The following is a 22,195-nucleotide window of genomic DNA, read 5'->3' as shown; positions in this document are numbered from 1 at the left end:
CGAAAGTACGCTACCGAGCTGTGATAAGCACATTAAAAAATTAAATTTCAGGGTTCTATATCTCAAGCAGATTTAGAACCCTGATTCGTTTAACGAGACAAGAACTTTTATGGGACAAAAATTTTAGTGCGGTAATAGTTTTAGCAGGATAAAAACAGCTTAAAACTCAGAAGGCACTTCAAACTCGATCCATTCACCGGTTGTTGGGTGAATCAGTTTTAAGTAGCCAGCGTGAAGGTGTAAACGCTCACGTTTGTATCCGTATAAGTCGTCACCACGAATCGGTACATCAAGGCCTGACGGGTGAGCACAGTGTACGCGCAGCTGGTGGGTTCGTCCTGTTTTAGGGTACAAGTGAACCTTGGTTTTGCCATTGTTGGTGCTGACCGCTTCCCAATGAGTTTCAGCATTACGTCCATGTTCATGGCAAACCAATTGTCTTGGTCTGTCTGTTATGTCGCCGCGCAAGGGCAAGCTGATATCGCCAGATTTGCCGTCGATTTCACCATCTAACAGAGCTGTATATCGTTTCTCTACGGTTCTATCAATGAACTGCTTCTGGATGTGTTTATTGGACTCTGCGGTCAGCGCCAAGATCAGCAATCCAGACGTCGACATATCTAACCTATGGATAATCAAAGGGCCTGTTGCGTCGGGGTAGCGCGCTTTAATGCGGGTATAAACAGAGTCCTCGATAAACTTACCAGGAACCGATAAGAACTCCTCGGGTTTATTCACCACCACGATCTCGTCATCTTCATAGACAATATCAAACGACTTACCAACCGCAGGGTTCACGATAAGAGGGTTATCTTCTAATTCGATGCCGTTTAGCTGGTGGTCGAGGATCTCGAAGCTTTTGCTTTGGCAAACCGGGTACAGGTTTGCGTGCTGGCGAATGACAGCCGTTGGAGGCAATCCCCACCAAAACTCAGACAATGCTAATGGCTGAAAGCCGTGTTCAAAAGCAAAATTAAGCAGCTTAGGTAGGCAGCAGTCGCCAGAGCCTTCAAGAGCGTCTTTGCCATCTAACAATTCAAGCAGGTTCTTTGATTCGAGAGCTTGGTTGTTAAAGCGATAATGAGACAACCGTTGCGCTTCTAATTCGGCTGAGATCGCTTGGTACTCTTGCTTGCGGCTCGTGAGTTCGCTTTCGATAGCATCAACTTGCGACTGGCGTTCTGCGATCTTTTGTTTCCACTCGATTCTAAGTGCTTTTAAGTCGCGTTTCTCTTGGCTGCTTTGATTGCCCAGTTGTTTGAGCAAATTCGCTGCTGACTCTAGATTCCCCAATGCCTTTTCTTGATTGGCTTGTTCTCTGAGTTCGTTACGCTGAGATTTGTTTGCTGCCATGGCTAATTGAAAGGCTTCGATAGCTTGTGCTGATTCGATTTTTAACTCTTCAAATTCAGCCAATAATGCGTCTAGGTTGTGCGACTGTTGTAGTTTTTCAATGTCATCCGCTAGTTGCGATTGGCGAGCAAGGTTTGCACTGTTGTGAGATTGAAACTGTTCTGAATCGAAGGCTGATGGAACAAAGTTAATGTTGTTTAACTGAGAGGCCAAAGACGGATATAACTGCAAACCTGAAAACGCAGAAAGGTAACCTAGCTCTTGTGTAGTTGGGTTCTGAACAAGAAGCACGGCGTAGAGGTTGCCTTGCGATGTTTCATTCACACCGCAGTCGAGTAACGACTGCTGAAGTTGCTGCATGGCAAACTCACACGTTGGATGTGGTGTGTAGTAGTACGGAAACGTAAAACGAGTCGGTAGCGGTAAGTCTACATTCGTATTGTCGTTTTTTAGGTGCAGTGGTGTGTATTGAGCAAGGTTTGCTGACATGAAGATCAAACTCTATGGCTGTTCAGTTAGAGTTCGGTATTGTTGTCGAAATGAAGGCAAATGAGAAGCCAAAGCGAAAGATAAATCGGCTTTGGCTTCATTTAGTTGCTTGTGCTTATCCGAAGCGCGTCCGAGCTTGATTGAAACTCGATCAGTTCGAGTGTTCTAGCTCTAGTTGCTCGGCTTTTTGGTAAGCAGGGTGGCTCGTTAAAAGATCACCGTATTTAGCAATGTTAGGGTAGAGCGCAGTGGCACCGAAGTTACCCACGATTTCTACGATGAACGACATCATGAAATCGGCACCCGTCAGAGTATCAGCAACAAGGTAAGTTTTACCTTCAAGCGCTTCGTTGACAAAGGTTAGGATCTTTTGGTTTTCATCATCAGCGTAGCCGCCAAGGAAATTAGTCTCGCAACCGTCTTTCATCACAAAGATTTTAAGTAGCATTGGCAGAATACCAGAGCTTTCAGCGAAGTGAAGCCACTGTGAGTATTCCACGTAGTCAGCGGTGCCGCGCACTGGTGCGAACTTACCTTGACCGTATTTGTCGATTAGGTACTCGGTGATAGCACCAGATTCGCTGATCACGACGCCATCGTCTTCAATAACCGGAGATTTACCAAGAGGATGAACGGCCTTCAATTCTGGTGGTGCTAGAAACGTTACACTGTCTCGTTGGTATGGTTTGATTTGGTAATCTACTCCAAGCTCTTCCAATAGCCAGATGATGCGTTTTGAGCGAGATTTGTTTAGGTGATGCAAAGTAATCATGATTTTACCTAGTTAACTGGTTCAGTTTTTGAATTTATTTAGCTTCGTTTGTTTTGATAACAAGCTTACCGAAGTTTTGGCCTTCCAATAGACCCATGAATGCTTGTGGCGCCTCGTCTAGGCCTTCAACTAGGTGCTCACGGTAATGCATCTTGCCTTGAGACAACCATTCTGTCATTTGAACAGCAAACTCATTGTAACGGTGTGCGTAATCATCAAAGATAATGAAACCTTGCATCTTAATACGCTTGACCAAAAGAGTGCCCATAAGGCTAGACATGCGATCTGGGCCTTCAGGAAGTGATGTCGCATTGTATTGTGAAATAAGGCCACAAACAGGAATGCGAGCACCAGTGTTAAGCAACGGCATTACCGCATCGAACACCTTGCCGCCAACGTTTTCAAAATAAACGTCGATGCCGTTGCTACATGCTTTAGCCAGTTGCTCCGCGAAGTCGTCGGCTTTGTGGTCGATACATTCATCAAAACCAAGCACTTCTTTCGCGTACTGACATTTCTCTTGACCACCAGCAACGCCAATGACACGACAGCCTTTTAATTTTCCGATTTGGCCAACGGTTGCGCCTACTGCACCTGTTGCGGCCGCAACGACTAGAGTGTCGCCTTCTTTAGGTTGGCCGATATCAAGTAAGCCCATGTACGCAGTAAAGCCTGGCATACCCATGATGCCTAGTGCGTAAGAAGGGTGTGTTGGCTCTTTACCTAGTTTGATTAGGCCTTCACCATCAGACACACCAAGATCTTGCCAACCGGTGTAAGCCAGTACCCATTCGCCAACTTCAAAATCGCTATTGTTTGACTCTTCAACCTGACACACGGTTGCACCGACCATCACTTCATCAATCGCAACAGGGTCTGCGTAAGATTTAGCATCGCTCATTCGGCCACGCATGTACGGGTCTAGAGAAAGGTAAACCGAGCGAAGTAACATCTCGCCGTCTTTAATTGTTGGTGCGGCTACTGTCTCCAAACGGAAGTTATCTTGAGTCGGTGCGCCTACTGGGCGAGAAGCCAATACGATGCGGCGGTTGTCTTGTTGAGTCATTGGGTATCCTTAATTTTATATTATGTTTATTTAGAATTAGACCAGTCGTCTAGTCTTGTTGTCTAAAAATCCCGCCGTCATCAAATGATAAGAGGGCGGGTTATCTGTCGTTAGTAAAGACTAAACACAGTACGTGGTTAGTTTTTACCTTTTAAAATCTGTTGGGTTAGGTTTAAAGCTGATTCTAAGCTACGTGAACTCTGGCTTAGTTTGCTTAATAAGCTTGCGCCTAACCACATAGAATATAGATTTTGAGCGGTTTCTTGGCTCTCTTCAACCTTTATCGAGCCATCATCAATACCACCGACAATGCACTGCTCGATGGTATGCGTCACTTTCTCAGCACCTTTCAATAGCGCTTGGCGCATAGGATCAGAAAGATCAGAAACTTCGGCGCTGAGCTTAACGACTAAGCATTTATGAGCGTTACAAGTACCGTTTTCAATCTGTGACCATCGAGTGAAATAACTGATAATTCTCTGGTAATGGTTGCCTTCACCATGAACCAAAATAGTTTCAACTCTGCTGATGTAGGTCTCAAAATAGTGCTGGATCAGAGCCTCGCCAAATTGCTCTTTAGATTTAAAGTAGTGGTAAAACGATCCTTTTGGAACATCCGCTTCTTTAAGCAATTGCGATAAGCCAACGCCGTTAAAGCCGTTGTTCACTATTAATTGGTAGCCAACATCTAAAACATGCAGGCGTGTGTCGTTCGTTTTATCGTTCATGGGCTTACTATAAGTTAAATTAGACCAGTCGTCTAGTCTTCGGCTTTTTGAGGTATATTCCGTCGTTACAAAAGTGGCTTCAACTATTCAATTATTCAATTATTCAAACGTTCACATATAAAAAAGCCCCAACATAGCTCGTATGTTAGGGCTTAAATCAGTATCTTCAATTATTTGATAGAGATTAACTCAACATCAAAAATCAAAGTTGCTGATGGTGGGATAGGGCCTGAACCACCTTTACCGTAAGCCAATTGGCTTGGGATAAACAGGCGAACTTTTTGGCCTTCGACCATGTAAGTCAAACCTTCTTGCCAGCCTTTTATCACTTGTTTAAGAGCAAATGAGATTGGCTCACCACGATCAACAGAGCTGTCGAAAACAGTGCCGTCGATAAGTGTACCGTGGTAATGAACCGTTACTTTGCTGTTCTTAGTTGGGTGCTCTGTACCAGTACCTTCTTCAAGAACTAGGTATTGAAGACCACTTTCAGTCGTAACAACCCCTTCTTTAGCGCCGTTTTCGATAAGGAATTGTTGGCCTTGTTCGATATTTTCTTCGCCAGATTTATGGTTCATCCAAGTGCGGTAGATCATGAAGCCAGCCAAAATAAAGACAATGACCGGGATGATAAATTTAGACATAGTAAAACCTATTTATTGTTGATTTTTTATAGAGAAAAGCCGTTAAGGCTGAGTCAAAAGGTAGTTGATCGTTTTTGCGATGCCTTGAACATCTTGGTGACCTGCTGTCAGTACTTGGTATTTACCGTTGATGATAAATGTTGGTACTGAGTTGATTTGACCTTTAACCGAGATCTCTTCAGCTTTCTTTACGTAGTCAAATAGAGCAACTTGCTGTTCTTTGTTCAGTTGGTATGGGCTAACCAGACCGCGAGAAGTGAAAGCAGTCTCCAGAGCTTGTTGACGTTGTTCTGGAGTCGCATCTGTACCCATTTGAACCGCACCAAATAGGTCGTCCATGAACGCGTGGTCAGGTGTCGCGTCAAGTTGCATCACCGCTGTGTAGTAGATCATTGCGCTGATTTGAGCACTTTCATTGAACGTAACGTGCATCTTGCCAATAGTTTGGTTCGTTAGAGATTCGATCTCTGGAATTGCACTTTCCATTTGACGGCAGTGACCACAATTTAGAGAGAAGATTTCAGTGATCGGAGACAGGTTAAATTCAGTTAGAGCAGTAGGCAGCGCTTCGTATTGAACGCCTTTCTGTGGCTCGTTTGTTTCACTACAACCCGCGATAATCAGTACGGCAGCAAGTGCTGTGATGAATTTAGTAAATGGTTTAAACATAATGTTTGCTCTAGCGTTGAGAAGTCGTGAGATTCTAACTATTTAGTACGAATTGGAAAACAATTATAAGGTAAATAAATGCAAACAGTTGGAACTGGCGGGCGATGACTGGCGAGTTGCCGGTGAACTGTGATCAAAAACACTTTTTTTGGACGTGCTTTCTTTTTGTCTAAAGTTTTTCTCTCAGTGCCGATATAGACATTAGTGAATGGTTTATCTGCATAAGTGGTTGGTGAAGTAATGAGATATTTAGCGATAATGTTAAGCATAGCTTTGGCTGGGTGCGAAACTACGTTACCAACAGGGTTATTCGGTGAGGATATGTTACAAACTGCACCGAAAACTGATTACGACATTATGTACCCTGAATGGGGTGTAGTTCAAACCACTCATCAGCAAGGAACTATTACCACTAACTACGGACGTGGTGTTTCGACCAATGATCCACTGGAAGTCTTTTTAAGACAAAACCGTATCGATTTTGAAGTTTTACCTGGCAACCATGTGATGGTAAAGCTTGTACAGCATGTGAACTTTAAAACAGGTTCGACATCTCCTGAACCCGCTTACAACAATTGGTTGGACACGTTAGGCTGTTATCTTTCTCGACGCCAAGACATTGATGTCGTCATTGAAGGACACACGGATAATACAGGCAGTGATCGTGTTAATGATCCGCTCTCTGAACAGCGCGCAAAAGAAGTGAAAGCTCGCTTAGAAAGTAACTATGTTTCGAGTCGTGCTATTTACACCCGCGGTTTCGGTGAGTACGTTCCCGCGTGTAACAACGCTTCAGCACAAGGTAAAGCCTGTAACCGCCGTGTAGAGTTGATGCTGATTGTGGCGAAATAGATGCGAGAAGCTTGATTCTTTGAATCGAAAGAGCGTATCGATTACAGACATAAAAAAATCCCTCATGAAGAGGGATTTTTTGTATTTAGCTTGTGTTGCTTTTTCCGCTTATGCGAACTGTTTTTCTAAGTAAGATACGATATCCGAAGATTCGTACATCCACTCAGTTTTACCGTCTTTCTCGATACGTAGACAAGGCACTTTCACACGACCGCCGCCAGCTTCAAGCTCTGTACGGTGTTGTTCGTTGTTTTTTGCATCACGAAGTTCAAACTGAACAGACTGACGTTTCATCGAGCGTCGCACTTTTACACAAAATGGACATGCTTCGAATTGGTACAACGTGTGCGTTTTTGCCTGTTCGTTCACTTTGCTTTGTTCTTCTTGAGAACGCTTCACACCGCGTGGGCTGAAAACAAAATTCAACAGCAAGATGACGCGACCTAAAAACCAACGGATAAACTTCATAACTCTCTCTACATATTTAAAATTAGCGTTACAATTTGCAGCATTATATACACAAGTTTTGTCAGATGCTCGCAACAAACCGCTAATATCTATTTTGTCCGTTCGATCGTGTGAGACTTCGCCACATTTAGCCCTAAACGTTTGGACAGTCGAGTCAGGTTTGCTCGGTCTGTTTTCAGAACTCGCCCTGCTTGCGCCCAGTTAAAGTTGGCATCTTCCAACACCTCAGTGATGATGCTGCGTTGAAAATCATCGGTAGCGCCACGTAAACCTGCAGATAGGTCGATCGTTGGTGTTGATAAAGGTGTGTTTTTTACCTGTGTCGTCGCTATAGGCTGATCTTGGTCGAGTGGGCCACAATCTTCTTTAGTGATTGTCACGAGATTTTTGTTGGTGCTACGAGCTAATGCTTTTAGTGCCGAACGGCTAATCACGTGCTCAAGCTCACGTACGTTACCTGGCCAACCGTAACGGTTTAGAAATACCAGTACATCAGAGCGGAATTTAACTTGGTTGATACCAAGTTTACGACGTGCCTGTTCTAGGAAGAAGCCTGCTAGCAAGCTGATGTCGTCACCTCGGTCTTTCAGAGCTGGCACTGCGATAGGGTACACACTCAATCGGTGGTACAAATCGGCTCTGAATCGACCGTCTTCAACTTCTTGCTTTAAGTCTCGGTTGGTTGCAGCCAGAACACGAACATCAATGGTTTGGATGTTGTCTTGGCCTACCGGTTGGATTTCGTTGTTTTGCAGCGCACGCAGTAACTTACTTTGTGCTGCCAAAGGCAATTCACCAATTTCATCTAAGAACAGTGTGCCGCCATCGGCTAGAGCAAACTTACCTAAGCGGTTTTTGTCTGCGCCAGTAAATGCGCCACGAACGTGACCAAATAGTTCACTCTCTACCAAGTTCTCAGGAATAGCAGCACAGTTCACGTAGACCAACGGATTACGCTTACGTTGCGATTGGTGGTGCAGGGTGCGAGCAACGAGCTCTTTACCAACACCAGTATCACCATGAATCAGAATATTAAACTCAGACGGCGCGACAACCGCGATGTCGTTCTTAAGCGCGACCATGGTGTCACTGTTACCAATTAACTCGCCGCCGTCACGTTCCCACGCTTCTACGTTCAACTCTTCCAGTAATTGTTTTGACTGTTTTGCTTGATGCTCAAGTTGCGAGAAAGTCATCGCCATCTGCATGGTTGAAGCCGCAATAGCAGCGAGAACTTCTAGGTTACGAGCAGGAATATTCGCGAAGACATCAGGTTTTAGGCTGTCTAGGGTTAGCACTCCTAACAATTTGTCACCAAACAGCAGAGGCAAACCCATGCAGGCATGCATTGGTAAATCGCCGTCGTGGTCGATCAGTAAGCCATCGAAAGGATCAGGCAATGAGCTATCCGCATCAAAACGAACTGGAGAACGCGATGCACAAATCGCATCAAAACGTGGATGTTCTGAAATAATAAAGCGGCGACCGAATGTATCTCGACTGAGCCCTTGCATTGCGATGGGTACTAGCGTGTCGCCTTGAAGGCTTAAAAGTGCGACACAATCACACGTTATGGTTTTACGAATGGCATCGATTAAGCGATTGAAACGGTCTTGATCGTTCACACCGCTGGCTAAACCAATGGTCATTTCCATGAGAGTGGATGCTGAGATATCTTGCATAAAGGGCTCATACTGTTTGTATTTTTATACATGGTAGAGTCTTTATGACATAAAAAAAAGGTCTTTTTGACTAAGTTTTGAAGAGGGTTTTTGAAGGGATGCTAGGCACAACAAGCTTTCGCATGTTGGCACCGTTTGTGCAATGTGTCCATTGCGTGTTGTCTATATGACTGAATATCTGACCTATCATTGATTTGAATCAATTAATGCGAATTTATCAGTCCACGTAATTCTCATAAAAATAGTAGCCAAAGAGCTCATTGAGAAAGAATTAATATAAAGTCATCTTTAAATAAAATTAGTCAATTTGACATGAAAGGTCAAAAGACTAAGTGTTCGGAGTAAATCAATGCTAAACAATCTACATATCGACATCATCAAATCGACGATTCCTCTTTTAGAAAGCGCAGGCCCTGCTTTAACTCAACACTTCTATCAACGTATGTTTACACATAACCCTGAGTTGAAAGATATCTTCAATATGACTCACCAAAGAACAGGTCGCCAAGGTGTGGCACTGTTTGAAGCTATCGCGGCTTATGCTAAAAACATTGAAAACCTAGCAGCGTTAACCACCGCGGTTGAACGTATTGCACAGAAACACACAAGCTTTAACATTCAACCAGAGCACTACCAAATTGTTGGTTTGCACCTGATTGAAACACTGCGTGAATTAGCGACTGAGGCATTTACTCCTGAAGTAGAAGAAGCGTGGACTGCGGCTTACCTATTCTTAGCGCAAGTATTCATCGACCGTGAAGCTGAACTTTACCTACAGCGCAAGCAAGCTGTTGGTGGTTGGGAAGCTGCACGTGCATTCGTAATTGCAGATAAAATTGAAGAATCAGCATTAGTAACAAGCTTCATCCTACAACCAAAAGATGGCGGTGACGTTCTGGATTATACGCCAGGACAATATATTGGTATCGAAGTGAAACCTGAAGGTGCTCAGTACAGCGAGATCCGTCAATACTCACTATCAGACAAGCCAAACGGCAAGCAGTACCGAATTTCTGTGAAACGTGAAGGCCAAGGTCAAGAGACTCAAGGCGTAGTATCTAATCACATGCACGATACTGTTGCTGTCGGTGATGAAGTTAGCCTATATGCTCCAGCGGGTGACTTCATGTATCAAGAGCGTAGCAAGCCAGTAACGCTTATCTCTGCAGGTGTGGGTGTAACACCAATGCAATCAATGCTTGAGTTCTTAAACAACCAGCAGAAAAACGAACCTGTACTGTACCTTCACGCTTGTGAAAACGTAGGTCAACACTCTTTCACGACTCGCGTTAAAGATATTGTTGCCGATAAAGGTTGGGAAGCGAAAACGTGGTACATGAACAAAGGCGAGTCTGCGTGTGAGAACACACATGAAGGTCAAATGGATCTAGCGTCTATCTCCGATACTAAAGGCTTTGAAGAGAGTGATTTCTATATCTGTGGCCCTGTTGGTTTCATGAAAAACATCGTAGAGCAGTTAGACGCACTTAAAGTAGATCGCTCACGCGTACACTACGAAGTCTTTGGCCCTCACGCTAATTTCTAATAGCTATCGCTAGTTCTATTAACACTCGCCTGAACTATTGACACCTTGCCTATTCAAAGGCCTCACATTGTGAGGCCTTTTTTCGTTTGGTTTGTCCAGCGAGAGACAATTGGAGATTGGAGTAGGGGGTGATCAGGGTAAGATCTTCTGGTGTTCGTTTTAAGAACGCTTAACCTTTTTGGACATGTAATCAGAATCAAAAAACTCAGGCCAGTACATTTTCACATAACCGCCTGCCACCCAAATCACTAGGATGGTCGCGATGGTTAATTCAAAGAAGCCGAATTTATGCAGCCAATACCATTGTGGGTATTCAGCACCGAAAAATGTGGTTAAGCGGTGCATCGCAATGGCGCTGATCACGGACGGGAAGGTGACGGCTGCAATCGAAGGTTGGAACTTAAGACGCATTAGACGGATGTAACATAAGTAAATCAATAGAGTCATGGTGATAGCAATGCCAGCCAATGCGCCTGTCAGAATCGGATCTGGGTTGTCGAAGTTCACCAAGTAAGCGGCTAAAGATAAGTTAACCGGAGCCGCCATGATTGCGAGTGTTGGTCTTGCTCGACGTGGCAGGTTTCCTTCGAATACCAAGCGGTACAACACCACTGGCAGCATTAGGAAATAGATACCGATACAAGTGGCCGCCAGTGTCTCTGAAAAAACGGTGTGTCCAAACTGTGTACCTGCTAAGGAACTGCTGATTAACCCCACGGGATACAGGAACCAACTCGGCACAATGTTCGACATTTTGAAATTGAGGATCTGGAAACTAAAGAACAACACCATCATGGTAAAATGCAATAACAACGCGCAGAACCAGACTGGATAGGCGATTATTGGAGATATCTCGGCGAGATAGTCACATAGAATCAATAACGCCATGCTCATCGGCGCCATTAAGCTTCCGCTAAGTGGATGGCGAATGTCATTGATAAAAGTATCAAAACTTGTGAGATAACGAAGTAAAACGGGCAGCAATAACAGTGCGCCAAACGCAGCAAGGTAAGGACGAATAAGCTCACCAACCCCTGGAAGATATAATGCCCAAGCTTGCCCCAGCCCTATAACGCCAAGTGCTAAAGACGCCTGAGATGGTGGAACATTCTTTACTTGGGTTAATCTTCTCCAGTTCAACGACTTGCTCCACTCAGTTAAATGTAGAACGTATACTCTAATCAAAACGTTCAGTCATGCTCACAATCGGTGTTGTTAGGCATGTAAATAATTTCGTGGATAATAGCAAGTTTAACGTTTGCTTTTAAGGTTTTGATTCGAAATTGATATATAAAGCGCGATGAAAGTGTTTTTGATTTTCTTGAGTGTTCTATAAATATTGAGCTTGGTTTGCTTATTGTAGTAGTGGAATTTGACTGTATTAGTGGAACTTAACGAGTTACGTTTAAGTCCCACATTTGAACTGACGTTTTCAATGTAATTAACGAACTTCCTCTTGCTGAGGGAGATCTTGCTGTCTTAGTTTCTCGTTTTTCAGCGTACGGTTAAGTAGTTGGCTGTAAATTGGCTGACCACCTAACATCTGAGCAATGATTACCGCGCCTAAGCAGGTGATGATCAACGGTAAGATGAGGTAGTAGTTATTGGTCATTTCAATAACCAACAGTATGCCAGTGATAGGCGCTCGCACGGTGGCGGCAAATAAGGCGCCCATGCCAGCAATCGCAAACATACCCGGCTCTATGTTCAGTTCAGGAAAGAATGCAGCCGCGATAAGCCCAAACGCGTAACCAAAGAGTGTTCCTAGAGCAAGCATTGGTGCAAAGATACCACCCGGTGCACCAGAGCCGAAACAAAGTAGCGTGGTGAGCACGCGCCCTAAGAAGATTAACAGCAGTACGTTTGCGCTGTAGCTGCCATTAGTGATATTTGGGATGATACCAATACCACCGCCAGTCAACTCCGGTATATAGAGCAGCAATAAGCCAAAGCAACCGCCCAACAGGGAGCCTGTCATTAAGTAGCGTTTACGATCATTCTTGTGTATTGCCACAAACAGGTCTTGCGAAAGTGTAATCAGCTTATTGAAAATCACACCAAACAGGCCGAACAATACGCCTAACAACAAGAATAACCACAGAGCATCCAGTTCAGGCGGTTGGTATTGAGGCATTGTGATAACGGCAGATTGGCCATTGATCGAACGAAATACAATATTGGCTGAAACCGCGGAGATGATGACGGCTTTAATTGAAATGAGTGAGTAGCGAAACTGTGGTCTCATCTCCTCGACTACAAACATGATTCCGGCGAGTGGTGCGTTGAATGCCGCGGCCAAACCACCTGCGGCACCCGAAGCCAATAGTGAATGTCGGGCGTCGTCATCTTTGACTCGAAAGATATCGGTGACCATGCGGCCAATACTGCCGCCCATTTGAACGGTTGGCCCTTCACGGCCTAAAACCATACCAGAACCTAATGCGCCCATACCGCCAAAGAATTTTACTGGCAATACTCTCCACCATCGAACAGGGCGCATACCGTCCATCGCCCCTTCAATTTCAGGGATGCCTGAGCCTGCAGCCTCTGGAGCGAAACGGTGAACAAGGAAGTAACCAATAAAGGCAAATGCAGCACTAATAAGGAAAGCGGCGAGCCAAAGAGGTAAATAGCTACCTATTTCATCTTTAAGCCAATCGGTACGAGTTTCGGTGATGAAATGAACCGCGACTTCGAAATAGGTACCTACCACGCCAGCAAGTACACCTACAATACAAGAAAGAAAGAGAACGGAAGCGGGTGTTTTATCTCTTGAGAGAAATTGATTAATAGCATCCCTTGGCATTTTGGCGAGTAGGGACTGCTTAATTTTCTCTCTTCTGGTCATTGAGATAAGGCTCCTGAATGGGTTGAGGCGGGACTGCAATAAATTATACGCGTCCTCTGCATATCCTATAGCAGCAAAGATGCAAAGTTGAATTTCATTTATGGAATATACGTGTTACATAAATGGAATCTATAGGCAATAGTTGAATCGCCGTCACAATTTTGATCGATTCTCCGGTGGCGGCTTGAATATCCCCAAAAATGAACCATAGTTAAATCGTAAAGCAACATAACGAACCGCAAGGAGAAGTGAGGTTTTACACACAATTTGGATGGATTCAGAATAAAGTTTTAGTTCCTCGTTAAATGTTCAGGTCGATATTTAAGGCTTCCTGATTCGCGAACTCACGATTGAGTAACGAGGGTGAGGCGTACTGAGTAAGTACGCCTTTAGTTCGTCTGGAGCATTCCTTTTTCATAGTTCCCCCCTTTCTAGTGACACTCATACAACTTCTGGCTTAAATCATTCTCCGTATAAACAAGCGATTGGGGTCAATTTCTCCGTGATTGTGTATATACTCCTAAAAAAAGGAGAACTGATATGACCAAAAAAGTTCCTACAAACATAATTACGGGTTTCTTGGGTGTTGGCAAAACGACAGCTATTTTGAACCTGCTCAAAAATAAACCTGAGAATGAAAACTGGGCTGTTCTGGTTAATGAGTTCGGGGAAATTGGCATCGATGGCGCATTGATGACAGATCAAGGTGCTTTGATTAAAGAAGTACCGGGTGGCTGCATGTGCTGTACCGCTGGTGTGCCTATGTCAGTGGGTATTAATGCTTTACTACGCCAGAAGCCGGACCGTTTATTGATTGAACCTACAGGGCTTGGTCATCCAAAGCAGGTTATTGCGACGTTAACTTCAGAGCAATACACACCTTACGTTGATCTAAAAGCGACGCTAGGTTTGGTTGACCCAAGAAATCTGTCGATTGATAAATATACGTCTAATCAGAACTTCAATGATCAATTAGATAGTGCTGACGTGATTATCGGAACCAAAGTAGATTTGGTTCACTCTGAAGATATCGACGCATTCAATGATTGGGTGACGGATCAAACACCTGCAAAAGTGTTCCATAAGCTGATTCACGATGGTGAAGTGCCATTGGAAGTGTTGGACATTGAAAGAGTATACGGCAGTGCTTCCTCTCATATTGAAGCGCATCATCACGATCACGCTGAACAAGAGCCTCAATTCCAACTGCCTCCCGGTGAAGCTTTCATCCGTAAAGAGAATAAAGGTCAGGGCTATTTCAGTTGCGGTTGGCTATTTGGCGCAGAGCATAAGTTCGACTTTGATGCGCTATTCTCTATGTTATCGGATCTTACGGCTGAGCGTGTAAAAGCCGTGGTGAATACTGACCAAGGTTGCTACGCGTTCAACGTGGCGAATCAAGTGGTGTCAGTGAACGAAATTACACTGGATGGTTTTGAATCAAGACTGGAAGTGATCGACTCGCAGTTAATGCCTTGGGACGATCTCGAGCAGATTCTACTCAAGCTGTGTGGCATCAAATAGCGCCATTTTTACTGTTTGAACTGATGATCTCGGTGTTTACTTCGTTGAAGGTGGGGTAAACACCAGATTAAATGAGAAAGTTTGCGTCATATCACGATAAATGTGAGATAAATCACTCTAATTACTTTATAGTGCTCGGCTGAAATAAGAATGTAGGCTGTCTGCTTAAGGAACCCGTAACAATGTCATTTTCCTCTCAAGGTTTTGCTCCTGAATTAGTCAAAGCGTTGACTGAGTGTGGTTATGAAAAACTCACTCCAATTCAACAAAAGGCGATTCCAATGGCTCGTAAAGGCCATGATATTTTTGCTACTGCTCAAACCGGTACGGGTAAAACAGCGGCATTTTCATTGCCTGTTATTCAGCACCTTTTGAACAGCGGTAAAAAGGCGTCTAGAGGAACGGCTCGCGGTCTTATTCTTGCTCCAACTCGAGAGCTAGCTGCGCAGATCGCTCAAAACATTAAAGACTACGTTAAATACACTGGACTAAGCGTTTCAGCGGTTTACGGTGGTAACAAAATGTCTTCACAAGTTCGTCAATTAGAACTGGGTGTTGATATTTTGGTTGCAACACCAGGCCGTTTAGAAGAGCACTTAGAAGCGGGTAACGTGTCTATTGCTAACCTAGAATTCCTAGTATTCGATGAAGCTGACCGTATCCTTGATATGGGCTTTATCAATGCCGTTCGTAAGATCATGTTGGATGTGGAAACATCGCCGCAAATCATGATGTTCTCTGCAACGACTTCTACTCAGTTAAACCAACTGTCTGTTGATATTCTGCGTAAACCAAAACGTATCAGTGTTGAGCGTGAAAACTCAACGGCTGCAACTGTTGGTCACGTGGTGTATCCAGTTGATCAAGAGCGTAAAACAGAGTTACTTTCTGAGCTGATCGGTCGTAAAAACTGGCGCCAAGTGCTTGTTTTCGTGAACTACAAAGAAACAGCAAACGATGTAGTCAAAGAGCTCAAGCTTGACGGCATTAAAGCGGTACTTTGTCACGGTGATAAAGCGCAAAGTGCTCGTCGTCGTGCGTTGGATGACTTCAAAGAAGGCAGAGCGCGCGTAATGGTTGCAACCGACGTTGCGGCACGTGGCCTTGATATCGAAGACTTACCACACGTAATTAACTATGACATGCCTTTCCTAGCGGAAGATTACGTTCACCGTATTGGCCGTACAGGTCGCGCTGGTAAACAAGGTCATGCGATTTCTTTCGTTAACCGCGAAGAAGAGTTGACTGTTGTTCAAGTTGAAACACTGATTCAACAACGTATTCGCCGTGTTGAACAACCGGGTTATGAACCGAAGAAACGTGATGCTTACATCGAGAAGCTGAACACTAAATCGGCGTACAAAAACCGCCAAGGTCGTAAGAACAACGCGAACGAAGAGCCTCAAGATCAAGCAAGCGCAGAACGTCGTTTGACTATGATGAAGCGAATTAAAAACCGTCGTAAGTAAAATTACGGTTGGTAATGGAAAAGAGCCACTGTATTGTGGCTCTTTTTCGTTGTGTCGCTAAATATAAGGTAGCTCCTTAGAAAGACAGCTCAACAAGCTAAACACTTAAATAAAAATAAGTCGATAAGGTAATAATATGGATAGCGCACTACTTTGGGCTTTTATTCCCACATTTTTCTTTGTGTCAATTACGCCCGGTATGTGTATGACCTTGGCGTTGACGCTAGGAATGAGTGTTGGATACAAGCGTACATTATGGATGATGATCGGTGAATTGGCTGGTGTTGCGGTGGTTTCTATTGCTGCGGTATTGGGTATTGCATCTATTATGTTGAACTACCCGTGGCTATTTACGGGCTTCAAATTTGTTGGTGCAGCTTACTTGTTCTATTTAGGCGTTCAGATGTGGCGTTCGAGAGGCAAACTGGCGATCAGCACTGACAACCAAACAACAAAAGTCAGCAATGATTGGGACTTGGTGGTTCAAGGCTTCGTGACAGCGATTGCGAACCCGAAAGGCTGGGCATTCATGATTTCGTTATTGCCTCCTTTCATTAACAGTAATAAAGACTTAGCACCGCAGTTGTTGATTTTAGTGTCTATTATTCTGGTTTCTGAATTTGTTTGCATGACCTTGTATGCGACAGGTGGTAAGAGCCTAAAACATATGCTGGGTAAAGCCGATAACGTTAAGTTGATGAACCGCATTGCAGGTACGTTAATGATGGGCGTTGGTGTGTGGTTGTTCGTGAGTTAATTCTGGTTAGCGATAACGGGTACAGCTCCTCGACTCAGTCATTCCTCCTTCTCGAGGATGACGGAAGGTACGTTGGGGTGAAGAGCCGTTTACGAAGCCGCAGGTACTTTGTTGAATCAAAGAATGGATAGAATATAAAAAGAGCGATAGGGTATTTAGCCTTATCGCTCTTTTTGATTTTACTTAGCTAGATTAGCGTATTAAACCGCGATTTCACCGCCGTCTTCACGACGAATCACAACCGTAGATGCTCTTGGGCGAACATTGCCCTGAGTCTGAGCCGTTGCATCTTCAGACGATGGCCAGTTTGCTGGGTGTTGAATGTTCACAAACAGTGATTTGTAATCAGGGCTGATGGTAAAGCCAGTTACTTCACAACCGTTTGGACCCACAAAGAAGCGTTTAAGTTGTGCTTGGTTGTTTGCATCAATTACCGCGCTGTTGCCGTTGTCATCCGTTAACTGAGATGGGACAACTGCCAGCATTTGGTCATTGGTGTAGCCCGTTACTTCATCTGCGCCGTTATCAGTCTGAATCCACAAGATGCCACGAGCATCAAACGCTAAACCATCAGGGCTGGCGAACTGGTTCATGTCTGTTAGGCCTGAGCGGTTAATAGACTTGTCTTCCACTGCTGGAGAGCCAAATACGAAGATATCCCAATCGAACTCGCCTGCTGTTTTGCCTTCATCCCAACGAATAACATGACCGAACTTGTTGTCTACGCGAGGGTTCGCAGAGTTCGCTTCTTTACGCTTGTTGTTATTGGTTAGCGTTAGGTAAGCCGTCCCCGTCATTGGGTCAACAGAGCACCATTCAGGGCGATCCATTGGCGTTGCGCCTACAAGGTCGGCTGCGCCTGCGGTATTAATGATAAGTGCTGCTTGAGAATCAAATGAATCACCTAGCTTGCCGCCGTTTGTGGTCTTGCTGCTCAGAGTCAGTGGTAGCCAAGTACCTGAACCATCATCATTGAACTTAGCCACATACAGCGTGCCTTGGTCCATATACTTGTCACCCGCACTTAGGCGATTGCTCGGCTCTGCATCACGTGGGTCCCATTTCTCTTCAGAAACGAATTTGTACAGGTATTCAAAGCGAGAATCGTGACCAGAGTAGAATACGATCGGCTCGCCTTCAGTCAACTTACCAAATGTACAGCCTTCGTGACGGAAACAACCCAGTGCAGAACGTTTCTTAGCGCGAGAGTTTGCTGTGTATGGGTCGATTTCAACAATGTAGCCGTGACCATGTGCTTCGTTACGGTAATCGTCCATTGCTGACTCACCTTTTGGTGTTACGTCAAAGCGTGCAAACTCGTCTAAGCGTTCTTGTTTGTTACCTGAAAGTGTGTCCCAACCGTAACGTGTTTTGTCGGTTGCGATACCAATACGCTCTTGTGCTGGCGTTGTCTCGCCTTTGTTCACGAAATAACCCGGCCAGTTTTCTTCACACGTTAGGTAAGTGCCCCATGGCGTGTAGCCATTACCACAGTTGTTCAACGTGCCACGAGCTTGGCTGCCGTCTTGTGAGAACTTGGTTTTGGTAAATTCACTGTGAGCAACAGGGCCAGATAGATCCATCACTGTTGCGCCTGTGTAGCGGCGGTTCAGTGGATCGTTATCGACCATCACCCATTGGTTGCCTTCAAGTTTCACTCGAACAACACTCACGCCGTGCGCGTTGATCTCTTTACGTACTTCATCAAGGCTAGGGCGAGCGCCTTCGTTGTATGTTGGGCCGTTGGCGTGCAGCGCTTTTTGGTCGATGTATTCGTGGTTGATCACCAATAAGCCATCATTGCTGTTGCCATTAAGCGGGAAGAAGTGCATGCCATCGTGATGCATGCCTAATGCGTTGGCTTGATCTTGTGCATTGTTGGTGCCGTCTTTTAACCAAGCATTGCCTTGCTTGTTGAGTGGAGTACCCCAAGGAACTAATACCTGTGCTGTATAGCCTTTCGGCACAACGACACTGTCTGTCAATGATCCTTTAACCGATTCGAATGAAAGTGTTGCAGTGCTTTTTTGGGCGCCCGTTGCTTGCATTGTCGCAGCGTTAGCCGTGCTGTGACCCGCTAAACCAAACGCGCCAAATGCGGTCATTGCACTGATGCCTAAACCGCCTTTCAGTACGTTTCTTCTTGAAAGGTTCGCATCTAGAACTTCTTCGAAAGGCTTGTTGTTACTCTTGTTAAAACGAGTGCTATCAAATGTTTCCTTGCTCATCGGGACTGCTTCCTGTTGGCTGACTTTATTATTCGTTATTCACGTGTAACCAAGCTATTTCTAATGAGTTAATAGCTGGTTCAATGTGTGACCAATCGTGAAGCAGTTAAGTGACAGATTTTTATAGTTTTGATTAAGGTTTTGTTTCTGCAGCACGATTTTTCCCGTTAAGCCTCTCGTGTAATACAAAACTCTTGGGAATTAACGAGGAACTGTGTATAAATGCTTTATCAAACGAAAAGAGAGACAGTTATGAAATTAGATAAAATCGAAAACAAAAATCGTCGCCTACGCAAGAAATTATACCTAGGTGAATTCGCTATTTTAGGTTTTGAAGTAAGCTGCACGACTTCGATTGCTGATTTTGACCAGTACGATGTGTTCATTGACGAATTCATCGATTTTATCGATAGCATCGGTCTGTGCTTTGGTGGCGGTGGCCTTGAGCTGTTTGAAGGTTTCTTATGTTCTATTGAGCGCTACCGTTCAGTAACAGAAGCAGAACAACTGCAAGTTGCACAATGGCTTGAAGCTCGCGCAGAAGTAAGCAAAGTTGAAGTAAGCGAACTTGTTGACGCAAACTACGCATTCTAATTTGGTGGTGTATGGTTCGCTCAGCTGAAATCGATTGAGCTTTCGTGAGAGAACTTTGACACATCAGATAAAAGGCCCAGTCGGTATGTCGATTGGGCCTTTTGCGTTTGGTCTGCGCTATTCTTGAACCGTGATTCCTTGTGTAACTCTCATTCTAGAACGAGAGTTTCTAACCACATATCAGTTTCTTAGGTCTGTCTTTCTGGATAGTAAGAAGTTTGAATAAACTTGTGAGAGTTTTATGAGAATTCAATGAAGTTGCTGATAGATTTGATCGTCATTCTTAGAGTCAATAACACCACAGTTCGTTCTGGCAAAGGTAACGGTATATCGCTGTTATTCGTTTTGTTGGCAACGATAGGACTCGATAAAGGATGGAATCAAAATGAACAAACGTACTCAAATCAGCTTAGTGATCAGCTCGGCTATGTTGACCCTCGGAGCAGCTCAGGTTCAGGCTGCAGAGCTTGAGGTGACCGTTACCAACGCAACGAAAGGGATCTACTTTACGCCTATCTTGGCAGCCGCTCATGACTCCAGCTTGTTCATGTTTAGAGCGGGTGAGAGTGCTTCTGCGGAATTGGAATCGATGGCCGAAGGTGGCGATATTTCAGGTCTATCGAGTTTGATTGCAAACGCGGGTGGGGTGGTGGTTGAAAACCCAGCTACCGGTATTCTTAATCCGGGCGTCGCAACTACGTTTGATATCGACACCGGTGATTTAGCTTACTTGTCATTGGGTGCCATGCTGCTGCCAACCAACGACGGCTTTGTTGGCTTAGACAGTTGGAAAATCCCAACTCAAGCGGGCACCTATAAAGCGACCCTCAATGGCTATGACGCAGGCACAGAAGCCAATGATGAGCTAGCGGGCAGCATGCCAAACCCGCCATTTATTACCTTTGGTGCTGGTGGTACTGGAGTTGAAACTGCAGTCTCAAACGCTAAGGTTCATATTCATCCGGGCAACATTGGTGATAGTAACGCGGCTGGCGGAATCAGCGACCTCGATAGTAGCAGTCATCGTTGGTTAAACCCTGTGGCTACTATCACCATTGTTGTGAAGTAAGGGGGATGTATGAAAGCTAGAATTCTATTTATCGCTGCATCAGTAGCTGTGTTAGCAGGTTGTCCGGACGATGACGACGATTACTATCGCTATGATGTGAGTGTTACTAACCTCGCCCCCAATCAACCAATGTCACCACTCGCAGTGTTGACTCACAATACGAATTTTGACCTGTTTGAAGTTGGGCAAAGTGCCTCTATCGATCTGGAATACTTGGCGGAAGGAGGCAGTAATGCACAATTGCTTGCGCTCAGTGACAGTGACGCCAATGTTTATCAAGGCATCTCAGGCAATGGGCTGATTCTTTCAGGTGAGCAAGACACGGTGTCTATTCGTGTTGACCCAAATCAAGAAGGGTATATCTCAGTTGCTTCCATGTTGGTGAACACCAATGATGCGTTTGTTGGTGAATCCGGTTTGTCGCTTAAGTCATTAGCCGTGGGTGATACCTTTGTGATGAACATGAATGTGTGGGACTCAGGAACGGAATTGAACGACGAGCTTGCTGCAACCATTCCAGGGCCTGCGGGCGGTGGTGAGGGTTTTAATACCACACGAGATGACACCGATGTAGTGAGTTTCCACTCTGGTGTAATCAGCCAAGATGACGGCCTTACGACGTCTGCTTTAAGTGCTAATCATCGTTTTCTCAACCCAGGAGCAAGAATCACCATTACTCGAACTGAATAATAGTGCTGCGGTAAATTTGATGGCAAACATATTGTTGGTTGAAGATGATGATGACCTAGCTGAACTGGTGCAGATGCATCTTAAGTTCCAAGGCCATGACGTAATAAGAACTAATGTGATTGAAAAGGCTCAGGCGCTCTATAAAGATGGTCATTTCGATTTGATCGTACTGGATCGTGGCTTGCCTGACGGAGATGGACTCGACTTTTGTCGGATGATCCGTCAGAAAGAAGATTGGACACCGGTACTCATGCTAACAGCAAGGGATGCTGAGCTAGATAAGGTGTCAGGTTTAGAAGCCGGTGTTGATGACTACATAACGAAACCTTTCAGCGTTCTCGAGTTTCAAGCAAGAGTGAGGAACGTACTTCGCCGTTTAAGCCATGTTGAATCAGTCACTCAAGAGGCTATGACGACAGAATCGATTATGAATTTTGGTGGGCTCATTATTCAACCTGAACGCCATCAGGTGTCACTCAATAACCAAGACGTACCGCTGACTGCAACTGAGTTTACCTTACTTCACTTCTTAGCAACCCGCCCGGGGCGTGTGTATAGCAAAGACGAGCTGCTCGATCACGTTTGGAATACTCATCACTCTGGCTATCACCATACTGTGTGTAGCACGGTCAACCGTCTAAGAACCAAGCTTGCGATGCCCAATAGTGATGATGATTTCATTAAAACCGTTTGGGGTGTTGGCTATAAGTTTGAGTCAAAAGCTTAGGTCTATGTGTCGCGCCCTAA

General features: G+C 44.8%; 20 protein-coding genes. 9 read left to right on the top strand and 11 right to left on the bottom strand.

Annotation, left to right across the window (positions count from 1 at the left end; all coding sequences use genetic code 11):
• Positions 1-159: 159 nt before the first annotated feature.
• From AB4180_RS00265 to AB4180_RS00240, 6 genes are all read right to left on the bottom strand, one after another.
• Positions 160-1,842: an RluA family pseudouridine synthase gene (locus tag AB4180_RS00265; protein WP_102249987.1), complete on the bottom strand. Its 1,683-nt coding sequence runs from the start codon at positions 1,840-1,842 to the stop codon at positions 160-162.
• A gap of 151 nt (positions 1,843-1,993) precedes the next feature.
• Positions 1,994-2,614, bottom strand: coding sequence for a glutathione S-transferase family protein (locus tag AB4180_RS00260; RefSeq protein ID WP_009845492.1), 621 nt, complete (start codon positions 2,612-2,614; stop codon positions 1,994-1,996).
• A 34-nt stretch (positions 2,615-2,648) separates the two neighbouring features.
• Positions 2,649-3,680: an NADP-dependent oxidoreductase gene (locus AB4180_RS00255; protein WP_012600487.1), complete on the bottom strand. Its 1,032-nt coding sequence runs from the start codon at positions 3,678-3,680 to the stop codon at positions 2,649-2,651.
• A 137-nt stretch (positions 3,681-3,817) separates the two neighbouring features.
• A complete protein-coding gene (locus AB4180_RS00250) occupies positions 3,818-4,408 on the bottom strand; it encodes a TetR/AcrR family transcriptional regulator (RefSeq protein WP_009845490.1) in 591 nt (196 codons plus the stop codon).
• 170 nt (positions 4,409-4,578) lie between these two features.
• Positions 4,579-5,052, bottom strand: a complete 474-nt coding sequence (locus AB4180_RS00245) for an FKBP-type peptidyl-prolyl cis-trans isomerase (RefSeq protein ID WP_012600489.1) — start codon at positions 5,050-5,052, stop codon at positions 4,579-4,581.
• 42 nt (positions 5,053-5,094) lie between these two features.
• Positions 5,095-5,721, bottom strand: a complete 627-nt coding sequence (locus tag AB4180_RS00240) for a thioredoxin domain-containing protein (protein ID WP_102249988.1) — start codon at positions 5,719-5,721, stop codon at positions 5,095-5,097.
• Between the two features lie 258 nt (positions 5,722-5,979).
• Between AB4180_RS00240 and AB4180_RS00235 the strand changes: the two genes are divergently transcribed.
• Entirely contained in the window at positions 5,980-6,573 is a 594-nt protein-coding gene (locus AB4180_RS00235) for an OmpA family protein (protein ID WP_102249990.1), read from the top strand.
• A 108-nt stretch (positions 6,574-6,681) separates the two neighbouring features.
• On the opposite strand, the gene AB4180_RS00230 is transcribed toward AB4180_RS00235, so the two are convergent.
• Both AB4180_RS00230 and norR read right to left on the bottom strand, forming a co-directional pair.
• Positions 6,682-7,041, bottom strand: a complete 360-nt coding sequence (locus AB4180_RS00230) for a glutaredoxin (protein WP_009845486.1) — start codon at positions 7,039-7,041, stop codon at positions 6,682-6,684.
• A gap of 89 nt (positions 7,042-7,130) precedes the next feature.
• Positions 7,131-8,723 carry a nitric oxide reductase transcriptional regulator NorR gene (norR, locus tag AB4180_RS00225; RefSeq protein ID WP_009845485.1) on the bottom strand — a complete coding sequence of 531 codons (1,593 nt, stop codon included), beginning with the start codon at positions 8,721-8,723 and terminating at the stop codon, positions 7,131-7,133.
• 349 nt (positions 8,724-9,072) lie between these two features.
• Between norR and hmpA the strand changes: the two genes are divergently transcribed.
• Positions 9,073-10,269, top strand: a complete 1,197-nt coding sequence (hmpA, locus tag AB4180_RS00220) for an NO-inducible flavohemoprotein (RefSeq protein WP_102249991.1) — start codon at positions 9,073-9,075, stop codon at positions 10,267-10,269.
• A 159-nt stretch (positions 10,270-10,428) separates the two neighbouring features.
• Here the strand turns inward: hmpA and AB4180_RS00215 are convergent, their stop codons facing one another.
• Both AB4180_RS00215 and clcA read right to left on the bottom strand, forming a co-directional pair.
• Entirely contained in the window at positions 10,429-11,409 is a 981-nt protein-coding gene (locus tag AB4180_RS00215) for a TDT family transporter (RefSeq protein ID WP_029222915.1), read from the bottom strand.
• A 301-nt stretch (positions 11,410-11,710) separates the two neighbouring features.
• Positions 11,711-13,117, bottom strand: coding sequence for a H(+)/Cl(-) exchange transporter ClcA (gene clcA, locus AB4180_RS00210; protein WP_102249992.1), 1,407 nt, complete (start codon positions 13,115-13,117; stop codon positions 11,711-11,713).
• A 540-nt stretch (positions 13,118-13,657) separates the two neighbouring features.
• On the opposite strand from clcA, the gene AB4180_RS00205 reads away from it, so the two are divergent.
• The 3 genes from AB4180_RS00205 (at position 13,658) to AB4180_RS00195 (ending at position 16,867) form a co-directional block, all read left to right on the top strand.
• Positions 13,658-14,641 (top strand): GTP-binding protein, encoded by a 984-nt coding sequence (locus AB4180_RS00205; protein ID WP_102249993.1) that lies wholly within the window; start codon positions 13,658-13,660, stop codon positions 14,639-14,641.
• Positions 14,642-14,823: 182 nt separating this feature from the next.
• Positions 14,824-16,110, top strand: coding sequence for a DEAD/DEAH box helicase (locus AB4180_RS00200; protein ID WP_102249994.1), 1,287 nt, complete (start codon positions 14,824-14,826; stop codon positions 16,108-16,110).
• Positions 16,111-16,246: 136 nt separating this feature from the next.
• Positions 16,247-16,867, top strand: coding sequence for a LysE family translocator (locus AB4180_RS00195; protein ID WP_004731394.1), 621 nt, complete (start codon positions 16,247-16,249; stop codon positions 16,865-16,867).
• Between the two features lie 200 nt (positions 16,868-17,067).
• Here the strand turns inward: AB4180_RS00195 and AB4180_RS00190 are convergent, their stop codons facing one another.
• Complete coding sequence (locus AB4180_RS00190) at positions 17,068-19,095, bottom strand: PhoX family phosphatase (RefSeq protein WP_102249995.1); 2,028 nt, start codon at positions 19,093-19,095, stop codon at positions 17,068-17,070.
• Positions 19,096-19,347: 252 nt separating this feature from the next.
• Between AB4180_RS00190 and AB4180_RS00185 the strand changes: the two genes are divergently transcribed.
• From AB4180_RS00185 to AB4180_RS00170, 4 genes are all read left to right on the top strand, one after another.
• The gene (locus AB4180_RS00185; RefSeq protein ID WP_004731398.1) at positions 19,348-19,689 is read left to right on the top strand and encodes a YggL family protein; all 342 of its coding nucleotides are present in this window, start codon (positions 19,348-19,350) and stop codon (positions 19,687-19,689) included.
• Between the two features lie 385 nt (positions 19,690-20,074).
• Positions 20,075-20,758: a spondin domain-containing protein gene (locus AB4180_RS00180; RefSeq protein WP_102249997.1), complete on the top strand. Its 684-nt coding sequence runs from the start codon at positions 20,075-20,077 to the stop codon at positions 20,756-20,758.
• A gap of 9 nt (positions 20,759-20,767) precedes the next feature.
• Complete coding sequence (locus AB4180_RS00175; RefSeq protein ID WP_102249998.1) at positions 20,768-21,448, top strand: spondin domain-containing protein; 681 nt, start codon at positions 20,768-20,770, stop codon at positions 21,446-21,448.
• Between the two features lie 19 nt (positions 21,449-21,467).
• On the top strand, positions 21,468-22,175 hold the full coding sequence (locus AB4180_RS00170; protein ID WP_102249999.1) for a response regulator transcription factor: 708 nt from the start codon (positions 21,468-21,470) through the stop codon (positions 22,173-22,175).
• Positions 22,176-22,195 lie beyond the last annotated feature (20 nt).

It is taken from the genome of Vibrio sp. 10N.286.49.C3 (assembly GCF_041469545.1).
GTDB lineage: Bacteria > Pseudomonadota > Gammaproteobacteria > Enterobacterales > Vibrionaceae > Vibrio > Vibrio tasmaniensis_A.
The sequence above is the reverse complement of the archived record's forward strand: the minus strand, read 5'-3'. Positions and strand labels throughout refer to the sequence as shown.